This window comes from Parazoarcus communis, assembly GCF_003111665.1.
GTDB lineage: Bacteria > Pseudomonadota > Gammaproteobacteria > Burkholderiales > Rhodocyclaceae > Parazoarcus > Parazoarcus communis_B.
Map to the genome: position 1 here is coordinate 3,478,543 of NZ_CP022188.1, position 15,925 is coordinate 3,494,467.

The window sequence follows — 15,925 nt, forward strand, 5'->3', positions numbered from 1 at the left end:
TTTATTGTTGTGTGGCTGCGGTTTTCTTGAGCTTCTCGATCTCTTCCGCTTCCGGGTCCATCAGTTCCACCCCCTTGAACAGGGTGAGGTAGAGGTTCCACAGGATGCGGATCGACATCAGCGTGAAGGCTGCCGGCAGGATCATGTAGAAGTACTTCATCGGCAGCCCGAGGGTCTGCGACTTCCAGAACAGGTTCATGCGGTTGAACACGAAGTCGTAGCTCAGGTACACGAAGTACATGTTGAAGCACACCCACAGCACGTCCGACAGGGCCATGCAGACCTTGCGAACGATGGGCGGGAAGAACCTGAACTGGAAGGTGACGCGGTTGTGGGCCGACATCTTTGCCGCGACGGTCGCGCCGAGGTAGGCAAACCAGACGAACATGTAGGTCGCGAGTTCTTCGCCCCAAGGCAACGAGTACTGGAAGAACTGGCGCAACAGGATCTGAACGAACAGCAGCACCACGAAGCAGGCAAGCAGTGCTTCCGCCAGGTACTCCTCGATATTTCCAACGAGCTTCAGAGCGACGTTTTTGATGGACATGGCATGCTCCGCGGAATCAGAAGTGCAAATGCAGTGATCGGGCCGTGAGCGGGTCGTGCTGCAGCGTCGTTCGGCATTTCGATCAGGGACAGGTGCAGAAGGCGCGCACCTTGGGGAGAAAGCTGCCGGAGCATGGATGCTCCGGCAGTCCGGGACTTAGCGGCCGAGCGACTTCAGGACTTTGTCGAGCTTGTCCTTGCCGCCGATGCTGCTGTAGAACTTCGGCCACACCGTGGTGGTGGCCTTTTCGATGAACTCTTTTTCACCGTTGGCAGCGTCGCTGATCTGCATGCCCTTGGCGGCGAGATCCTTCTTGATCTTATCTTCGGTCTCGAGCAGGTACTTGTAGCTGTGCTCGGTGGCTTCACGACCGGCTTCGAGGATGGCCTTCTGTACGTCAGGTTTCTGATCCTGGAAAACGGACTCGCTGACGATCAGCGGCTCGAGCGAGAAGATGTAGCGGATGTTGGTGACGTACTTCTGCACTTCGTTGAACTTCATCGCCGATACGGTGATATAGGGGTTGTCCTGGCCATCAACCACGCGCTGCTGCAACGCGGTGAAGGTCTCGGACCAGGCCATCGGCGTCGGGTTGATGCCCCAGGACTGATAGGTGGCGATCATGATCTCGTTCTTCGGTACGCGGATCACCATGCCCTTGAGGTCGGCAACGGTGGTTACCGGTTTCTTCGAGTTGGTGAGTACGCGAAAGCCCGAATAAGCCCAGCCGACGATGCGAACACCAGCATCGCGGATGGTGTTTTCCGTAAGTTCCTTGCCAATCTCGCCCTGGGTCAGCTTCTTGGCGTCTTCTGCGCTCTGGATGACGTAGGGCAGGGTCAGAACGCCCACCGAGGGGGAGAACGGTGTGACGTTGTTGATTGCCAGCACCGAGAAGTCCAGCGTACCGAGCGCAGCGTTGTTCACGGTGTTCTGCTCGTCACCAAGCTGACCGTTGGGGAACAGGTCCAGCCTGTGCTTACCAGCGGTTTTCTTCTCGAAGAGGGTCTTGAAGGTCTGGCCGAGCTCCCACTGCGTGCCACCAGCAGCATCACCCAGCGCCATCTTGAAGTTGGCGGCGAACGCACCTTGCGATCCGGCGATCAGGCCGGCGGTAAGGAACGAGATCAGTACGGTTTTCTTCAGGCTCATGATTGGCTCCATCTCTCTGTCTAGTCCGATGATCGGACAGGGGCTGTGTTGCTGCTAGGGGTGGATACCCTTGGTCACGCTTGGCGTGCCGGATGGGGTTTCCTTGTTCTAGTGAACTGCGCTCCATGTGTTGGGTGGGTGGGGACTTCCGGCATGTGCCGGAAGACCATGAGGTGTATCAGGGGCGTTCGTCGTTGTAGGCGTACCAGCGGTAAAGGAAGCGCTGGCCGAAACGGCGGAAGGGGGCGAAGGCTTCCGAGACCACCATTTCGCGGACGTTGGGGAAGGGCAGCCGCGAGGTGAAGATCGGCAGCGTGAGTTCGTTACCCTTGCCGGCGATCCACTGCGCCAGACGGCGACCGGCCTGAGCCGAATACATCACGCCGTTGCCGCCGTATCCGAGGGAGTAATAGATCGTTTCCTTCGGATCGGGCTGATGAATGCGCGGCATCATGTCGTGGCTCACATCCACCCAGCCCCACCACGAGTAGTCGATCTGAACACCCTTGAGCGCGGGAAACTTGCGCCACATGTCTTCGATCAGGCGTTGCTCGTACTGCTTCTGGGGGGCGTCGTTGCCGGTAATCGCACTGCGGCTGCCGATCTGCAGCCGGTTGTCCGGCATCAGGCGGTAGTAGTGGCGCAGCACGCGCGTGTCGGTAATGACCTGGTGCGTGCGCAGACCACAGGCTTCGATTTCCTGCGCGGTCAGCGGCCGGGTGACGATGGAGTTCGACAGGATCGGCAGCAGGCGGTTTTTAAGCTCCGGGTGCAGGCTGTTTGAAGTGTAGCCACCCGTGCACACGCCGACTGCACGGGCACGTACGATGCCGCCGGGGGTTTTGAGGTAATGCACGCCGTTGCGCGTTTCCCAACCCTGGACGGGGCTTGCGGGATGGACGGTTGCGCCCAGCGCACGTGCCTTTTTCAGGTAGCCGAAGGCCAGCTTGCCAGCGTGGATGCCGATGCCTTCGGGTTCGTGCATCGCACCGCAGGCTTCCTCGTCACCCACCCATTCGCGCTTGACGGTGTCGGCATTCAGGATACGGGCGTCGTACTTGAACACGTCGCGCAGCAACTTCGCTTCCTTTTCCAGCACGGGCATGATGCGCTCGCGGTGCGCAATATACAGGTGGCCGCCAGGTTGGGGATCGCAGTCGATGTCCTTGATCAGTTCCTTGAAGTTCTCCATGCCGTCGACACATTCGCGGTGAAGGCCGAGGGCGGCTTCAAGGCCATAGCGGGTGATCCACTGCGAGCGCTTGAGCCGGCCGGAGGCGCACTGCGCCTGCCCGCCGTTACGCACGCTGCAGCCCCAGGCCGTGCGGTTGGCTTCCAGCACCGTGGCCTTGATACCGTATTCCTGCGCCAGGAAGATGGCAGTGGTCAGGCCGGTGAAGCCGGAGCCGATGATGGCGACGTCAACGTCGATGTCGTGGGTAATCGGGCCGTCGTCCGCGGGTGGTTCGCCTGCGGTGCCGATCCAGTAGGTCGGTGCATATTCACGCCCCTGGCCGGGCGTGGCGGATACCAGCGGATCGTAGGCCGGATCGTAGGGTTTGGAAGGTGGCGTGGCGCGGCCATCGGTGGCGGCACTCACGTTGGCGGTAGCAGCGTCCATGCTCGGATTCCTCGATTCAGTGTGTCGTGAATCCGCGCTCAGCCTACCGATACCGGCGGACGATCCTTGCGGAATGCGTTCTTGACCGCGATCTTGCCGTTACGGAAGGTAAAGATATCGACCATGCGGGCTTCGATACGGGTGCCATCGGCCTTGGTGCCAACGAAGGTGGTTTCGCTCACGCCACGGTCGCCGTCGACGAAGTGGTCGCCATCGAGCCAGGCAGCATCGGGGAAGGTCTGCCAGGCCAGCATGAAACCTTCGCGCACGGCCTCGCGGCCGACGAAGCTGCGACCGAGGAGGTCGGGACCGCCGACGGCGTGGAAGGAGCAGTCATCGGCCATGAAGCTCATCAGGGCGTCGATGTCGTGCTTGTTCCAGGCGTCGCCGAAGGCTTCGAGCATGGCTGTTGTGGGGTGGGTCATGTTATCTCCTGTTTGGTGCCGGGCTTGTCTGTTGCGCCGGTGGCCGGGACGAGATGTCGGGCCATCGACAACGTGGGTACAGATTAAGCGGCTTGCCGGAGACAACGTAGGACCAGTTCAGTGCAATCGTTTGGTCCAGATAACTGTTTGAATAATAGTGAAATTATTCGGAAGGTCGCAGATGCGAGACAACTTCGGCCAGTGATTTGATGCCAGCTTCGATACGCTCGGCCGCAATCGAGGAAAAGCCGAGACGGAAGTAGTTGGCAGGAGGCGAGTCAGACGTGAAGAACACGCTGCCAGTCTCGATCAGGATACCGTGCTTCAGCGCCTCATCTGCGAGCTCGTTGGCGTCGAGCCAGGCAGGGCCAGCGACCCAGCACGACGATCCGCCGGAGATCGGCACATGGCGGAAATCCGGAAGATGTCGCGACAGTGCCGCCGACAATGCGCATGCGCGTTCGTTATGCGCGGCTGATAGCCTGCGCAGCAGCGAGTCGTGGTGGCCGAGCGACAGAAAAATCGCGAATGCGCGCTGCATGTAGGCCGCAGGATGACGCAGGTTCAGGCGGCGAACACCGCGCAATTCGCGAATGAGCTCCGCGGGGCCGACGACATAGCCCAGGCGCATGCCCGGTGCCAGGCTTTTGGACAGGCTGCCGACGTAGATGACGCGGTTGTTGCAGTCCAGACTCTTGAGTGCGGGCAGCGGTTCGCCTTCGAAGGGATTCTCGCTGTCGTAGTCGTCTTCGATGATGATGAAGTCCGACGCCTCTGCCATCTTCAATAGCGCCTCACGACGCTCGAGCGGCATGGTGACGGTGGTCGGGCATTGGTGGCTGGGTGTGACATACACATAGTCGCAGCGCTTGAGCCGTTCACTTACGATCAGACCGTGCTCGTCGATGTCCAGGTTCTCCATGCGCTTGGAACGGCTGCTGAAAATGTTGCGTGCGTCGGGGTAGCCGGGGTTCTCGATGCCGACCGGGGTGTCACTGCTCATCAGCAGGTCGGCCAGCAGGTACAGCGCCTGCTGGGTGCCGACAGTGATCACGATCTCGTCGTCGGACGCTCTTACTCCGCGCCGCGGCAATACCCGGGTACGAATCTGGCGCACGAGGGATTCGTCGTCGCGCAGGATCATGTCCTGCGCCCATTCGCTGATCTCGAGCACGCTGAGTGTTTTCATGCAGCACTCGCGCCAGTCGGCGGTGGGAAACAGGGTGGGGTCGAACTGGCCGTATACGAAAGGGTAGGGAAACGTCTGCCAGTCTGCACGCTTGCTGATGTTGCGCTGTGCAGAGGGGCGAAAGCGAAAGCGACGGCTCCAGTCGGGCGCAGCGGCCGGTGTCTCGGCCAACGGTGATTCTGTCTTGCCCGCGCGACCCTCGAGGATTGCCGGATTGACGAAGTGGCCCTTGCGCTCGCGCGACAGCAGGTAGCCCTCGTCCACGAGTTGCTGGTAGGCGATGACGACGGTGTTGCGCGCAACGCCGATGTGGGAGGACAGTTCGCGGCTGGAGGGAATCGGCTCGTCGAGTGGAATCTGCTGGTCGAGAATGGCCGCGACCAGCATCTGGCGTATCTGTCCCTGCAGGCTCATCGCGCTGGTGGCTTCGCGCTGCATGAACTGTTTCCACATGGCAGAGGTGGGGCGGAAACTCATGGACTCGGGATCGTATATCGAAGGAGACGAAGAGTATCCCGATGAGGGTACCGAGGTGGTGTTGAGGTTTACCCGCGGGGGCAGGACGCCCCCGCGTGGTTTCTCAGGTCGACAGGCCAACCATCGGCGACGACGGTGAGGCGGCAAAGCGTTTCGGCATGCGTCCCGCAAGATAGGCGTTGCGTCCCGCCCGCACCGCATCGCGCATCGCCAGCGCCATCCGGACCGGGTCCTGAGCCTTCGCAATGGCGGTGTTCATCAGCACGCCGTCGCAGCCGAGTTCGAGCGCGATGGCAGCATCCGACGCGGTGCCGACGCCGGCATCGACGATCACCGGTACCTTGGTCTGCTCGATGATCAGCGACAGGTTCCACGGGTTGAGAATGCCCATGCCCGAGCCGATCAGCGAGGCCAGCGGCATGATCGCCACGCAGCCCATGTCCTCAAGCATCTTGGCCTGGATCGGATCGTCGCTGCAGTAGACCATCACGTCGAAGCCGTCCTTGATCAGCGTTTCGGCTGCCTTCAGGGTTTCGGGCATGTTGGGGAACAGGGTCTTCTCGTCGCCGAGCACCTCCAGTTTCACCAGCGAGTGCCCACCCAGCAGTTCGCGCGCCATCTGCAGCGTGTAGACCGCGTCCTTGGCGTTGAAGCAGCCACCGGTGTTGGGCAGGATGGTGAATTGCGAGGGCGGTACCGCGTCCAGCAGATTGGGTTCGTGCTGGTGCTGGCCGATGTTCACCCGGCGGATGGTCACGGTGACGATGGACGTCCCGCTCGCATCCACAGCGGCGCGGGTTTCATCAAAGTCCCTGTACTTGCCGGTGCCGACCAGCAGCCGCGAATTGTAGGTCTTGCCGGCGATGGTGAGCTGGTGGTCGGTGCTGCTTTCCGCGTTTCCGGCTTCGTTGGCCGTGGGCAGATCGTTGAGTTGCATGTTTGTCTCCTCGTGTTCAGCCACCGCCGATGGCGTGAACGATTTCGATTTTGTCGTCGGCTTGAAGGTGACGATTGGGCCACTCGGCACGCTTGACCACCTCGCGGTTGATCGACACCGCCAGGCTCTTCCCTGCGAGGTCGAGCGAGGCGATCAGGTCTTCCAGGCTCTGTGTGGTGGCAGCGGGGCGCGACTTGCCATTGAGTTCGATCTGGATCAGGGGCATGTCACACCTTGCGATAGATCTCGGCGCCGCTCTTCACAAACTCGACGGCTTTTACTTCCATGCCCTTCTGCAGCGCTTCGCTTTCGGCCACACCCAGTTGGGCTGCGTAATCACGCACGTCCTGAGTGATCTTCATCGAGCAGAAGTGGGGGCCGCACATCGAGCAGAAGTGCGCGACCTTGGCCGACTCCTTGGGCAGGGTCTCGTCATGGAATTCGCGTGCCTTGTCGGGGTCGAGGCCGATGTTGAACTGGTCGTCCCAGCGGAACTCGTAACGCGCCTTGCTCAACGCGTTGTCGCGGATCTGCGAACCCGGATGGCCCTTGGCGAGGTCGGCGGCGTGGGCGGCGAGCTTGTAGGTGATGATGCCTTCCTTCACGTCCTGCTTGTTGGGCAGGCCGAGGTGCTCCTTGGGCGTCACGTAGCACAGCATCGCGGTGCCGTACCAGCCGATGGTGGCCGCACCGATGCCGCTGGTGATGTGGTCGTAGCCGGGGGCGATGTCGGTGGTCAGCGGTCCGAGGGTGTAGAAGGGGGCTTCATGGCACTGCTCGAGTTGCAGGTCCATGTTTTCCTTGATCATGTGCATCGGCACGTGGCCGGGGCCTTCGATCATCACCTGCACGTCGTGCTTCCACGCGATCTGGGTGAGCTCGCCCAGGGTCTTGAGCTCGCCGAGCTGGGCTTCGTCGTTGGCGTCGTAGATCGAGCCCGGACGCAGGCCGTCGCCGAGGCTGAAGGCCACGTCGTAGGCCTTCATGATTTCGCAGATTTCCTCGAAATGCGTGTAGAGGAAGCTCTCCTGGTGATGCGCCAGGCACCACTTGGCCATGATCGAGCCGCCGCGGGACACGATGCCGGTCATGCGGTTGGCGGTGAGCGGGATGTAGCGCAGCAGCACACCGGCGTGGATGGTGAAGTAGTCCACGCCCTGTTCGGCCTGCTCGATGAGGGTGTCGCGGAAGATCTCCCAGGTCAGGTCCTCGGCCTTGCCGTCGACCTTTTCCAGTGCCTGGTAGATCGGCACGGTGCCGATCGGCACCGGCGAGTTGCGGATGATCCACTCGCGGGTCTCGTGGATGTTCTTGCCGGTCGACAGATCCATCACCGTGTCGCCGCCCCAGCGGATGGCCCAGGTCATCTTGTCGACCTCTTCCGAGATGGACGAGCCGAGCGCCGAGTTGCCGATGTTGGCGTTGATCTTCACCAGGAAGTTGCGGCCGATGATCATCGGCTCGGACTCGGGGTGGTTGATGTTGTTGGGGATGATGGCGCGGCCGCGGGCGACTTCGTCACGCACGAACTCGGGGGTGATCTCTTCCGGGATCGAGGCGCCGAAGTGCTGGCCCGGATGCTGACGGCCGAGCAGTGCCGCCATCTTGTTGCCGGTGGGGCCGGCGGCCTTGAGCGATTCGATGTAGGCCTTGCGGTTGAGGTTCTCGCGGATGGCGATGTATTCCATCTCGGGCGTGATGATGCCGCGGCGGGCGTAGTGCATCTGCGAGACATTTGCACCCGGCTTGGCGCGACGCGGCTTGCGATGCAGGCCGGGGAAACGCAGTTCGTCGAGCTTTGCGTCGGCGGCGCGGATGCGGCCGAACTCGGACGACAGGTCGGACAGCACCTCGGTGTCGCCACGCTCTTCGATCCAGCCGGCGCGCACGGCGGGCAGGCCCGAGCGGATGTCGATCTTGGCGGCAGGGTCGGAGTAGGGGCCGGAGCAGTCGTAGACGTAGATGTCCGGGTTGGGCTCGCCGCCGAAACCGGTCGGGGTGTCGGCCTGCGAGATGGCGCGCATCGGCACCTGGATGTCGGGGCGCGAGCCCTGAACATAGACCTTGCGCGAGTTCGGCAGCGGCGCGATGGCGGCTGCGTCGACGTGGGCGCTTGAGGCGATGAATTTTTCGTTGGCGTTCATGCGGTTCTCCGTTGCGGTCGGGCCGGGGTTGGGGCAGTCGCGGATGGGGCGGTTTCGATGCAGTGTCAGGCGCCGAAGGCGCGTGAGACATACACCACGCTGAGCATGTAGGTGGCCACGAAGATGGCCTCGCTGGACATCAGCACGATGGGCTTCCAGCCCAGGGCGGCAAGCTTTTCGAGCGAGGTCTTTACACCGAGTGCGGCAATCGAGATCACCAGGCACCAGCGCGAGATGTCGGAGCTGACCTCGACCACTTCGTGCGGCAGCCAGCCCATGCTGTTGGCGGCAGCCAGTGCGGCGAACACGACCAGGAACAGCGGCAGGATCGGGGTCTTTGCGCCCGGGGTTTCGCTCTTCTTGCGCTCGGCATGGAAAGTGAGGGCGAGGATCACAACCACCGGCATCAGCATGGCGACGCGGAACATCTTGGCCAGCGTTGCCGCATCACCGACTTCCGGGGAAATGATCAGGCCGGCACCCACCACCTGGGCGACGTCGTGGATCGAGCCGCCGAGGAAGAGACCGGCTTCGGCCGTACTGAGGCCGGCGCTCTTGACGATCAGCGGGTAGAGCACCATCGCCACGGTGGAGAAAATCGCGATACCGATGGCGGTGAGCAGGGTGTAGCGCTCGTTCTCGCGGGTATTGGGCAGCGTGGACGAGATCGCCATCGTCGCCGAGATGCCGCAGATGCCGGTGCCGCCGCCCGAGAGCAGGCCGAGCATGCTCGGCAGCCCCAGCAGGCGGGCCATCAGCAGACCGAAACCGATGGTCAGCGCGACGGCGCCGATAAGGGCACCGACACCGGCAAGACCGAGGTCGCTGACGTCACTGGCAACGATGCGCGCGCCCAGCAGTGCGACGCCGATGCGCACCAGTTTCTTGGCGGAGAACTCGATGCCCGGGATGCACTTGTCGTTGTCCGACAGAAAGTGGAAGGCAATGCCGATCAGCAGTGCGTAGAGGAACTGCGGCCCGCCGTAGTGCTCGGAGACGAACGTGGCGGCGACCGCGATGACGGCGCAGAGCATCACGCCGGGGACCATTTTCTTCGTGCCAGCGAAGATGCCTGGCTGCGCAGCAGTTGTGGATGTGCTCATGGTGTCCTTGTCCGGGTCTCTGTCGGGGCCGGAGGTGTGTCTGGCGGGTGAAGGTCATGGCCTTCCCCGTCCGCGTGTCTGGGTGCCCCGGCGTGGCCGGGGGCTTGCAGGCACATCCCCGAGTGGGGACGTGCCTTGTTTCAGTCTCAGACGTAGTCCTTGTACTTGTCGAGGTGACGAACCGGCTTGGACAGTGCATCGCGGCGGAAGGGGTCGCCGAGCTCACGGGTACACATGATCTCGATGATGGTGGTCTTGCCTTCGTTCATCTGCATGTCGATGGCCTTCTTCAGCGCGGGGCCGACATCCTCGATCTTGTCGACGGTGATGCCCTCGGCGCCCATGGCGCGAGCGATCTCGGCGAAGGACTGGTTGTCGAGCTCACCGGCGACGAAGCGGCGGTTGTAGAAATCGACCTGGTTCTTCTTCTCCGCACCCCACTGACGGTTGTGGAACACCACCGCGGTGACCGGGATGTTGTGACGCACGCAGGTCATGGTCTCCATCAGGCTCATGCCCCAGGCACCGTCGCCGGCGTAGGACACGGCCGGACGATGGGGCGCGGCGACCTTGGCACCGATGATGGTGGGGAAGGCGTAACCGCAGTTGCCGAAGCTCATTGCAGCGAAGAAGGAACGCGGCTTCTCGAAGCGCAGGTAGCTGTTGGCCACCGAGTTGATGTTGCCGATGTCGGTCGACACCATCACGTCCTCGGGCATCGCCTTCTCGAGCTCACGCAGCACCTGACGCGGATGCAGATAGTCGCCACCCTGGAAGGTCTTCTCCTTCGCGTTCTCCTCGATCATGTCGAGGCTGAAGGCATCCTTCTCGTGCGTCCATTCGTCGAGCTCCTTCTCCCACGCCGCCTTCTCGTCGGCGATTTTTTGTGCGCGGGCAGCCTTGTCGGCATCGCACGCCAGGGTCTTGCCTTCCAGACGACGGGTCAGCGCCACGGCGGCCGCCTTCGCATCGCCGCAGATTCCCACCGAGATCTTCTTCACCAGGCCGAGCATCTTGTTGTCGGCGTCGATCTGGATGATCTTCGCGTTCTTGGGCCAGTAGTCCATGCCGTGCTGGGGCAGGGTACCGAAGGGGCCCAGACGCGAACCCAGCGCCACCACCACGTCGGCCTGCGCCATCAGCTTCATCGCCGCCTTCGAACCCTGGTAGCCCAGCGGGCCGCACCACAGCGGATGGCTCGCGGGGAAGGAATCGTTGTGCAGGTAGCTATTGACCACCGGTGCGCCCAGGCGCTCGGCCAGCGCCTTGCACTCCTCGACCGCATCGGCCATCACCACGCCACCGCCGGAGATGATCACCGGGAACTTGGCCGTGGCCAGCAGCGCAGCGGCCTCGTCCAGCGAGTGCTCGCCACCGGCGCCCCGGTCCAGACGGGCGGGCTTCGGAATCTCGCAGGTAATGTCGCCGTAGAAATAGTCACGCGGAATGTTCAGCTGGGTCGGGCCCATCTCGCTCATGGCGCGATCGAAACAGCGCCCGGTGTACTCGGCCATGCGCGCCGGGTGGGTCACGTGGCCCTGGTACTTGGTGAACTCCTGGAACATCGGCAACTGGTTGCACTCCTGGAAACCACCCAGCCCCATGCCCATGGTGCCCGTCTCCGGGGTCACGATCACCACCGGGCTGTGGGCCCAGAACGCCGCGCCGATCGCGGTCACGCAGTTGGAGATGCCGGGGCCGTTCTGGCCGATCACCACGCCGTGGCGACCCGAGACGCGGGAGAAGCCATCGGCCATGTGGCCGGCGCCCTGCTCATGCACCACCGGGATCAGGCGGATGCCGGCCGGCGCGAAGATATCCATCGCATCCATGAAGGCCGAGCCCATGATGCCGAACATGTCGGTCACGCCGTTCGAGACCAGGGTCTCGACGAAGGCCTCGGAAGGGGTCATGCGGGTGGGACCGACGGGCACGGACCGGTTGGCTTGGCTGTTCTGATCGCTCATGATGCGCTGTCTCCTGTTAGGGATGGTTTTATATCGAAACCGGTACGAAGAGTTCCGATAAGTGAGATTGAGGCGAACTTTAGGCTGGCGAGAGATGGGAGTCAACGACAAATTTCAAAAAACGATACGACTTGTATCGGAAAAAGAAACTGAACTATGATGGAACGGCCATGAACGACACCACACACACGCCACATCAGAGCGCCACGCAGCCGGAGATCGCCCGCATCGACGGGGATACGCCGACGCTGCGCCTGTTTGCGCTGCTCGAAGTGATCGCGCAGAAGAACCAGTTCTTCTCGCTGCAATCGCTGGTGGAAGAGACGGGGCTCCCGAAGCCGACGCTGCACCGGATGCTGCAGCAGCTCGAGAGCGCGGGGATGCTGCAACGGGACGGCGACGGGCGTCACTACAGTACGGGGATGCGGCTGCGGCGCATGGCCGAGCAGCTGCTGCTGAACAACACGGTGCACGGCGCGCGGCGCGCGGTGCTGCGCCAGCTGGTCGATGAAGTGGGCGAGAGCTGCAACCTCACCGCGCTGTCGGGCAGCGAAGTGCTGTACCTGGACCGGGTGGAGACGCCGGCGCCGCTGCGCTTTTACCTGCACCCGGGCTCAAGGGTGCCGGCGCACTGTTCGGCCAGCGGGAAGCTGTTCCTGGGGCAGATGAGCCCGAGCCAGCGCAAGCGCCTGCTCGAACACACGCCGCTGGAGAAATACACCGCACGCACGCTGACCACGTTCGAGGCGCTCGACGCGGAGGTGGAGCGGGTGAGCCGGGACGGGTACGCGTTTGACGACGAAGAGTTCCTGCCGGGGCTGTTCTGTCTGGCGGTGCTGGTGCCGAACCCGAACGGGCGCTCGAACACGGGGATCGCGATCCAGGCGCCGGTGATGCGGCTGAGCCACGACAAGGTGCTCAAGCTGCTGCCCGCGCTGCAGCGGGCGGCACAGGCCATGGCAAAGATCGAGGCCGATGCCATGCCGGAGGCACGAAACGAAGGGGCGGAAGGCTGAGCGGCGCATCCGCGCCCTTCCGATCCGTCCTTGAGTAGAGACGCGCGTTCGCGGCAGCGAACGTGCAGCAGACCCAACGAAGGGTCGGACCAGGCGCCGCGGCGCTGGTGCCAGACAACATGGCGCCGGCGACATCGATCCGGGGTTCGACAGCAGATGAACAGCGCCGTGCACAGCTTGCGGCGACGATAACCGGAGAGACAGCAGTGACAGACATCACCCAGATTCGCCCCGCCCGCCTGGTGTCGGTGCGTGAAGTGTTCGGCATCGATTCCGATCTCGAAGTCCCCGCCTTTGACGAGCGCGATGATCATGTGCCCGAGATTGACGGCGCCTACCGTTTCAATCCCGACGTAACCCTGGCCATTCTGGCCGGCTTCAATCGCGACCGGCGGGTGATGGTGCAGGGGCTGCACGGCACCGGCAAATCCACCCACATCGAACAGGTGGCGGCACGCCTGAACTGGCCCTGCGTGCGGGTGAACCTGGATGGCCACATCAGCCGTCTGGACCTGGTGGGAAAGGACACCATTGTCGTGCGCGACGGACTGCAGGTCACCGAGTTCCAGGAAGGCATCGTGCCGTGGGCCTTGCAGCGTCCGGTGGCGATGATCTTCGATGAATACGACGCCGGCCGGCCGGACGTGATGTTCGTGATCCAGCGCATTCTCGAGCGCGACGGCAAGTTCACCCTGCTCGACCAGAACCGGGTGATCCGCCCGCATCCCTATTTCCGCCTGTTCGCGACCTCGAACACCGTCGGCCTGGGCAACCTGTCGGGCATGTATCACGGCACGCAGGTGCTCAACCATGCGCAGATCGACCGCTGGAACATCGTGGCCACGCTCAACTACCTGCCGCATGAGGAGGAGGTGGCGATCGTGCTTGCCCGCGTGCCGTCGAAGAACTACGACAAGGGGCGCAAGCTGATCGCGCAGATGGTTCAGGTGGCGGATCTCACGCGCAAGGGTTTTGCTGCGGGCGATCTGTCGACGCTGATGTCGCCGCGCACGGTGATCACCTGGGCGGAGAACTGCGAGATTTTCCGCAACCCGGCGCTGGCTTTCCGCCTGTCCTTCCTCAACAAGTGCGACGAGGCCGAGCGCCCGATCGTGGCCGAGTACTACCAGCGCTGCTTCGGCGAGGAGCTGGATGAGTCCTGGATGCGCGAGGCGCAGTCTTAATGAACGCGACTGCCCAGCAACGGGCCAGGCGGCAGCAGAAGGTCGAGGAGTTGTGCGCAGCCACGCTGCGTGCAATGACCGGCGATCCGGCGCTGCATTACCGCGGCCGACGATTGCACCAAGGCACGCGGCCGTTGCCGATGCATGCGCCGCATCTGCGCGTCGATCCCGATCTGGATGACTTCGCCGACTGCCGTGCGGCCGCCGATGGCATGGCGCTGCGCCTGCTGCACTCCGACCCCGCGCTGCATCGCAGCCTGTGTCCGACGGGCGGGATCGAGCGCCTGGTCTTTGAATGGCTTGAGCAGCTGCGGGTGGAAACCCATGTACCGGTGGATATGCCGGGCATGGCGGCCAACCTGCATCGGCGCTTCGAGGACTGGTCGCGCACCTTCTACCGCGAAGGGCTCACCGAAGGCCGCCTCGGCATCCTGCTGTACACCGTGGTGCAGATGGTGTGGTCGCGCCTCAACGCCAGACCGGTGCTGGAGGAAACCGAGGACTACATCGAAGGCACGCGCGCCTCGCTGGTAAGCACGCTCGGCACGCCGCTGGCGGGCATGCGCCGCAACCGCGGCGACCAGCGCGCCTTTGCCGCGCACGCGCTGGAAGCCGCCCGTGTGGTGGGTGAAACCATGCGCGCCGACATGGCCGAGGCTGGCGCAGAAGCCGACGAGGCCGACCCTGATGACGAGGAGGAAGCCAAGAGCCGCTTCGCGCTTCTGCTCGATTTCGACCAGGACGAGGGCGACGGCGACAACATCGCTGCAGCGACCACGGGCGAGTCGAAGGTGTTCGGTGACGCGGAGCAGGCCTATCGCGTCTACACAACGCGATTCGATACCGAAGTTGCCGCCGGCACGCTGGTGCGCAAGGCGCTGCTGCGCGAGTACCGCGAACGGGTGGACAAGCGCATCGCCGAACAGGGCATCAACCTCCCGCGGCTGGCGCGCATGCTCGGCGCGATCCTTGCACAGCCGCAGCGCGATGGTTGGTTGTTCGGGCAGGAGGAGGGCACCATCGACGGTGCCCGTCTGTCTCAGCTCATCAGCTCTCCGGCTGAGCGGCGCTTGTTCCGCCAGGATCAGTACAAGCCCACGGCAGACTGCATCGTCACCTTCCTCGTGGATTGCTCCGGGTCGATGAAGACGCATGCGGAGCCGGTGGCAGCAATGATCGATCTGCTGATCCGCGCCCTCGAAATGGTGGGCGTGACGACCGAATTGCTCGGCTTCACCACCGGTGCGTGGAACGGCGGGCGTGCGGTCAAGGAGTGGATGAGCCATGGGCGGCCGGCCAACCCCGGGCGCCTCAACGAAGTCACTCACATGGTGTTCAAGGAGGCGGAACGCAACTGGCGGCGTTCGCGGGTGGACATGATGGCGCTGCTCAAGCCCGATCTCTTTCGTGAGGGCATCGACGGCGAGGCGGTGGACTGGGCGTGCAACCGCATGCTGGCGCGCGACGAGGCACGGCGCATCCTGATCGTGATCTCCGACGGTTGTCCGGCCGACAGCGCGACCGGGCGTGCCAATGATGATTTCTATCTCGACAACCATCTGAAGGATGTCGTCGCACGCCGCGAACAGCAGGGTGCGGTGGAGATTCTGGGGCTCGGTGTGGGGCTTGATCTGAGCCCGTTCTACCGACGTTGCCTGGCAACCGACATGAGCCAGGCGCTCGACAACAATCTGTTTTACGAAATCGTTCAGCTCATCGGCGGGCGGCATCGGCGGTGATTGAATGTTCCGCCTATTATTTCAGGAGAGCTGCAAGTGACAGTAAGGGTGATCGAGTTTGGCAATCCCGACGTGAAAGCGACGCAGAGCCGGCTCGCCGACATGCCCGATCGTGTGGTGGCGGGTGATCCGCAGCATACGAACGCAACGTATTTCGAGAATGCCGGCGGGGAAGTCATTGCCGGTACGTGGACCAGTACGCCCGGCAGATGGCATGCATTTACCGACCGCGACGAGTTCTGCTACATCATCAGCGGGCATGTACGTCTGATCGCGGAGGACGGCAGTGCGCAGACCTTCAGGACGGGCGACGCATTCGTGATACCGAATGGCTTTCGCGGCTTCTGGGATGTGGTCGAAACGACGACCAAGCACTATGTGATCCGCAGCTACAAAGCCGATTGAGCGCCGCTGCGCAGGAGAA

At 63.1% G+C, this 15,925-nt stretch carries 14 protein-coding genes; 4 read left to right on the top strand and 10 right to left on the bottom strand.

The features are described from left to right. Position 1 precedes the first annotated feature (1 nt). The 10 genes from CEW87_RS15890 to xsc form a co-directional block, all read right to left on the bottom strand. Complete coding sequence (locus CEW87_RS15890; RefSeq protein ID WP_108974542.1) at positions 2–547, bottom strand: TRAP transporter small permease; 546 nt, start codon at positions 545–547, stop codon at positions 2–4. Between the two features lie 156 nt (positions 548–703). Then, complete coding sequence (locus CEW87_RS15895) at positions 704–1,699, bottom strand: TRAP transporter substrate-binding protein (protein WP_108974544.1); 996 nt, start codon at positions 1,697–1,699, stop codon at positions 704–706. A 178-nt stretch (positions 1,700–1,877) separates the two neighbouring features. After that, positions 1,878–3,320 carry an NAD(P)/FAD-dependent oxidoreductase gene (locus CEW87_RS15900; RefSeq protein ID WP_108974546.1) on the bottom strand — a complete coding sequence of 481 codons (1,443 nt, stop codon included), beginning with the start codon at positions 3,318–3,320 and terminating at the stop codon, positions 1,878–1,880. A 38-nt stretch (positions 3,321–3,358) separates the two neighbouring features. Beyond that, positions 3,359–3,745 (bottom strand): nuclear transport factor 2 family protein, encoded by a 387-nt coding sequence (locus CEW87_RS15905; protein WP_108974548.1) that lies wholly within the window; start codon positions 3,743–3,745, stop codon positions 3,359–3,361. Positions 3,746–3,908: 163 nt separating this feature from the next. Further along, the gene (locus CEW87_RS15910; RefSeq protein ID WP_108974550.1) at positions 3,909–5,411 is read right to left on the bottom strand and encodes a PLP-dependent aminotransferase family protein; all 1,503 of its coding nucleotides are present in this window, start codon (positions 5,409–5,411) and stop codon (positions 3,909–3,911) included. 103 nt (positions 5,412–5,514) lie between these two features. Beyond that, the gene (locus CEW87_RS15915) at positions 5,515–6,348 is read right to left on the bottom strand and encodes a thiazole synthase (protein ID WP_108974552.1); all 834 of its coding nucleotides are present in this window, start codon (positions 6,346–6,348) and stop codon (positions 5,515–5,517) included. 16 nt (positions 6,349–6,364) lie between these two features. Continuing rightward, the gene (gene thiS / locus CEW87_RS15920) at positions 6,365–6,574 is read right to left on the bottom strand and encodes a sulfur carrier protein ThiS (RefSeq protein ID WP_108974554.1); all 210 of its coding nucleotides are present in this window, start codon (positions 6,572–6,574) and stop codon (positions 6,365–6,367) included. A 1-nt stretch (position 6,575) separates the two neighbouring features. Continuing rightward, a complete protein-coding gene (gene thiC / locus CEW87_RS15925) occupies positions 6,576–8,492 on the bottom strand; it encodes a phosphomethylpyrimidine synthase ThiC (RefSeq protein ID WP_108974556.1) in 1,917 nt (638 codons plus the stop codon). A gap of 65 nt (positions 8,493–8,557) precedes the next feature. Then, on the bottom strand, positions 8,558–9,595 hold the full coding sequence (locus CEW87_RS15930; RefSeq protein ID WP_108948062.1) for a YeiH family protein: 1,038 nt from the start codon (positions 9,593–9,595) through the stop codon (positions 8,558–8,560). Positions 9,596–9,741: 146 nt separating this feature from the next. After that, positions 9,742–11,562 carry a sulfoacetaldehyde acetyltransferase gene (gene xsc / locus CEW87_RS15935; RefSeq protein WP_108974558.1) on the bottom strand — a complete coding sequence of 607 codons (1,821 nt, stop codon included), beginning with the start codon at positions 11,560–11,562 and terminating at the stop codon, positions 9,742–9,744. A gap of 170 nt (positions 11,563–11,732) precedes the next feature. On the opposite strand from xsc, the gene CEW87_RS15940 reads away from it, so the two are divergent. The 4 genes from CEW87_RS15940 (at position 11,733) to CEW87_RS15955 (ending at position 15,906) form a co-directional block, all read left to right on the top strand. Further along, complete coding sequence (locus CEW87_RS15940; RefSeq protein ID WP_108974560.1) at positions 11,733–12,578, top strand: IclR family transcriptional regulator; 846 nt, start codon at positions 11,733–11,735, stop codon at positions 12,576–12,578. A 206-nt stretch (positions 12,579–12,784) separates the two neighbouring features. After that, complete coding sequence (locus CEW87_RS15945) at positions 12,785–13,762, top strand: AAA family ATPase (protein ID WP_108974562.1); 978 nt, start codon at positions 12,785–12,787, stop codon at positions 13,760–13,762. After that, on the top strand, positions 13,762–15,501 hold the full coding sequence (locus tag CEW87_RS15950) for a cobaltochelatase CobT-related protein (RefSeq protein WP_108974564.1): 1,740 nt from the start codon (positions 13,762–13,764) through the stop codon (positions 15,499–15,501). Before CEW87_RS15945 ends, CEW87_RS15950 begins: the two co-directional genes overlap by 1 nt. A 36-nt stretch (positions 15,502–15,537) precedes the next feature. Further along, positions 15,538–15,906 carry a cupin domain-containing protein gene (locus CEW87_RS15955; RefSeq protein ID WP_108974566.1) on the top strand — a complete coding sequence of 123 codons (369 nt, stop codon included), beginning with the start codon at positions 15,538–15,540 and terminating at the stop codon, positions 15,904–15,906. Positions 15,907–15,925: the final 19 nt, after the last annotated feature.

Excerpts from the sequence above, each read along its gene's own strand:
- CEW87_RS15890 (WP_108974542.1), bottom strand. The coding sequence starts at position 547 with ATGTCCATCAAAAACGTCGCTCTGAAGCTCGTTGGAAATATCGAGGAG.
- CEW87_RS15895 (WP_108974544.1), bottom strand. The coding sequence starts at position 1,699 with ATGAGCCTGAAGAAAACCGTACTGATCTCGTTCCTTACCGCCGGCCTG.
- CEW87_RS15900 (WP_108974546.1), bottom strand. The coding sequence starts at position 3,320 with ATGGACGCTGCTACCGCCAACGTGAGTGCCGCCACCGATGGCCGCGCC.
- CEW87_RS15905 (WP_108974548.1), bottom strand. The coding sequence starts at position 3,745 with ATGACCCACCCCACAACAGCCATGCTCGAAGCCTTCGGCGACGCCTGG.
- CEW87_RS15910 (WP_108974550.1), bottom strand. The coding sequence starts at position 5,411 with ATGAGTTTCCGCCCCACCTCTGCCATGTGGAAACAGTTCATGCAGCGC.
- CEW87_RS15915 (WP_108974552.1), bottom strand. The coding sequence starts at position 6,348 with ATGCAACTCAACGATCTGCCCACGGCCAACGAAGCCGGAAACGCGGAA.
- thiS (WP_108974554.1), bottom strand. The coding sequence starts at position 6,574 with ATGCCCCTGATCCAGATCGAACTCAATGGCAAGTCGCGCCCCGCTGCC.
- thiC (WP_108974556.1), bottom strand. The coding sequence starts at position 8,492 with ATGAACGCCAACGAAAAATTCATCGCCTCAAGCGCCCACGTCGACGCA.
- CEW87_RS15930 (WP_108948062.1), bottom strand. The coding sequence starts at position 9,595 with ATGAGCACATCCACAACTGCTGCGCAGCCAGGCATCTTCGCTGGCACG.
- xsc (WP_108974558.1), bottom strand. The coding sequence starts at position 11,562 with ATGAGCGATCAGAACAGCCAAGCCAACCGGTCCGTGCCCGTCGGTCCC.
- CEW87_RS15940 (WP_108974560.1), top strand. The coding sequence starts at position 11,733 with ATGAACGACACCACACACACGCCACATCAGAGCGCCACGCAGCCGGAG.
- CEW87_RS15950 (WP_108974564.1), top strand. The coding sequence starts at position 13,762 with ATGAACGCGACTGCCCAGCAACGGGCCAGGCGGCAGCAGAAGGTCGAG.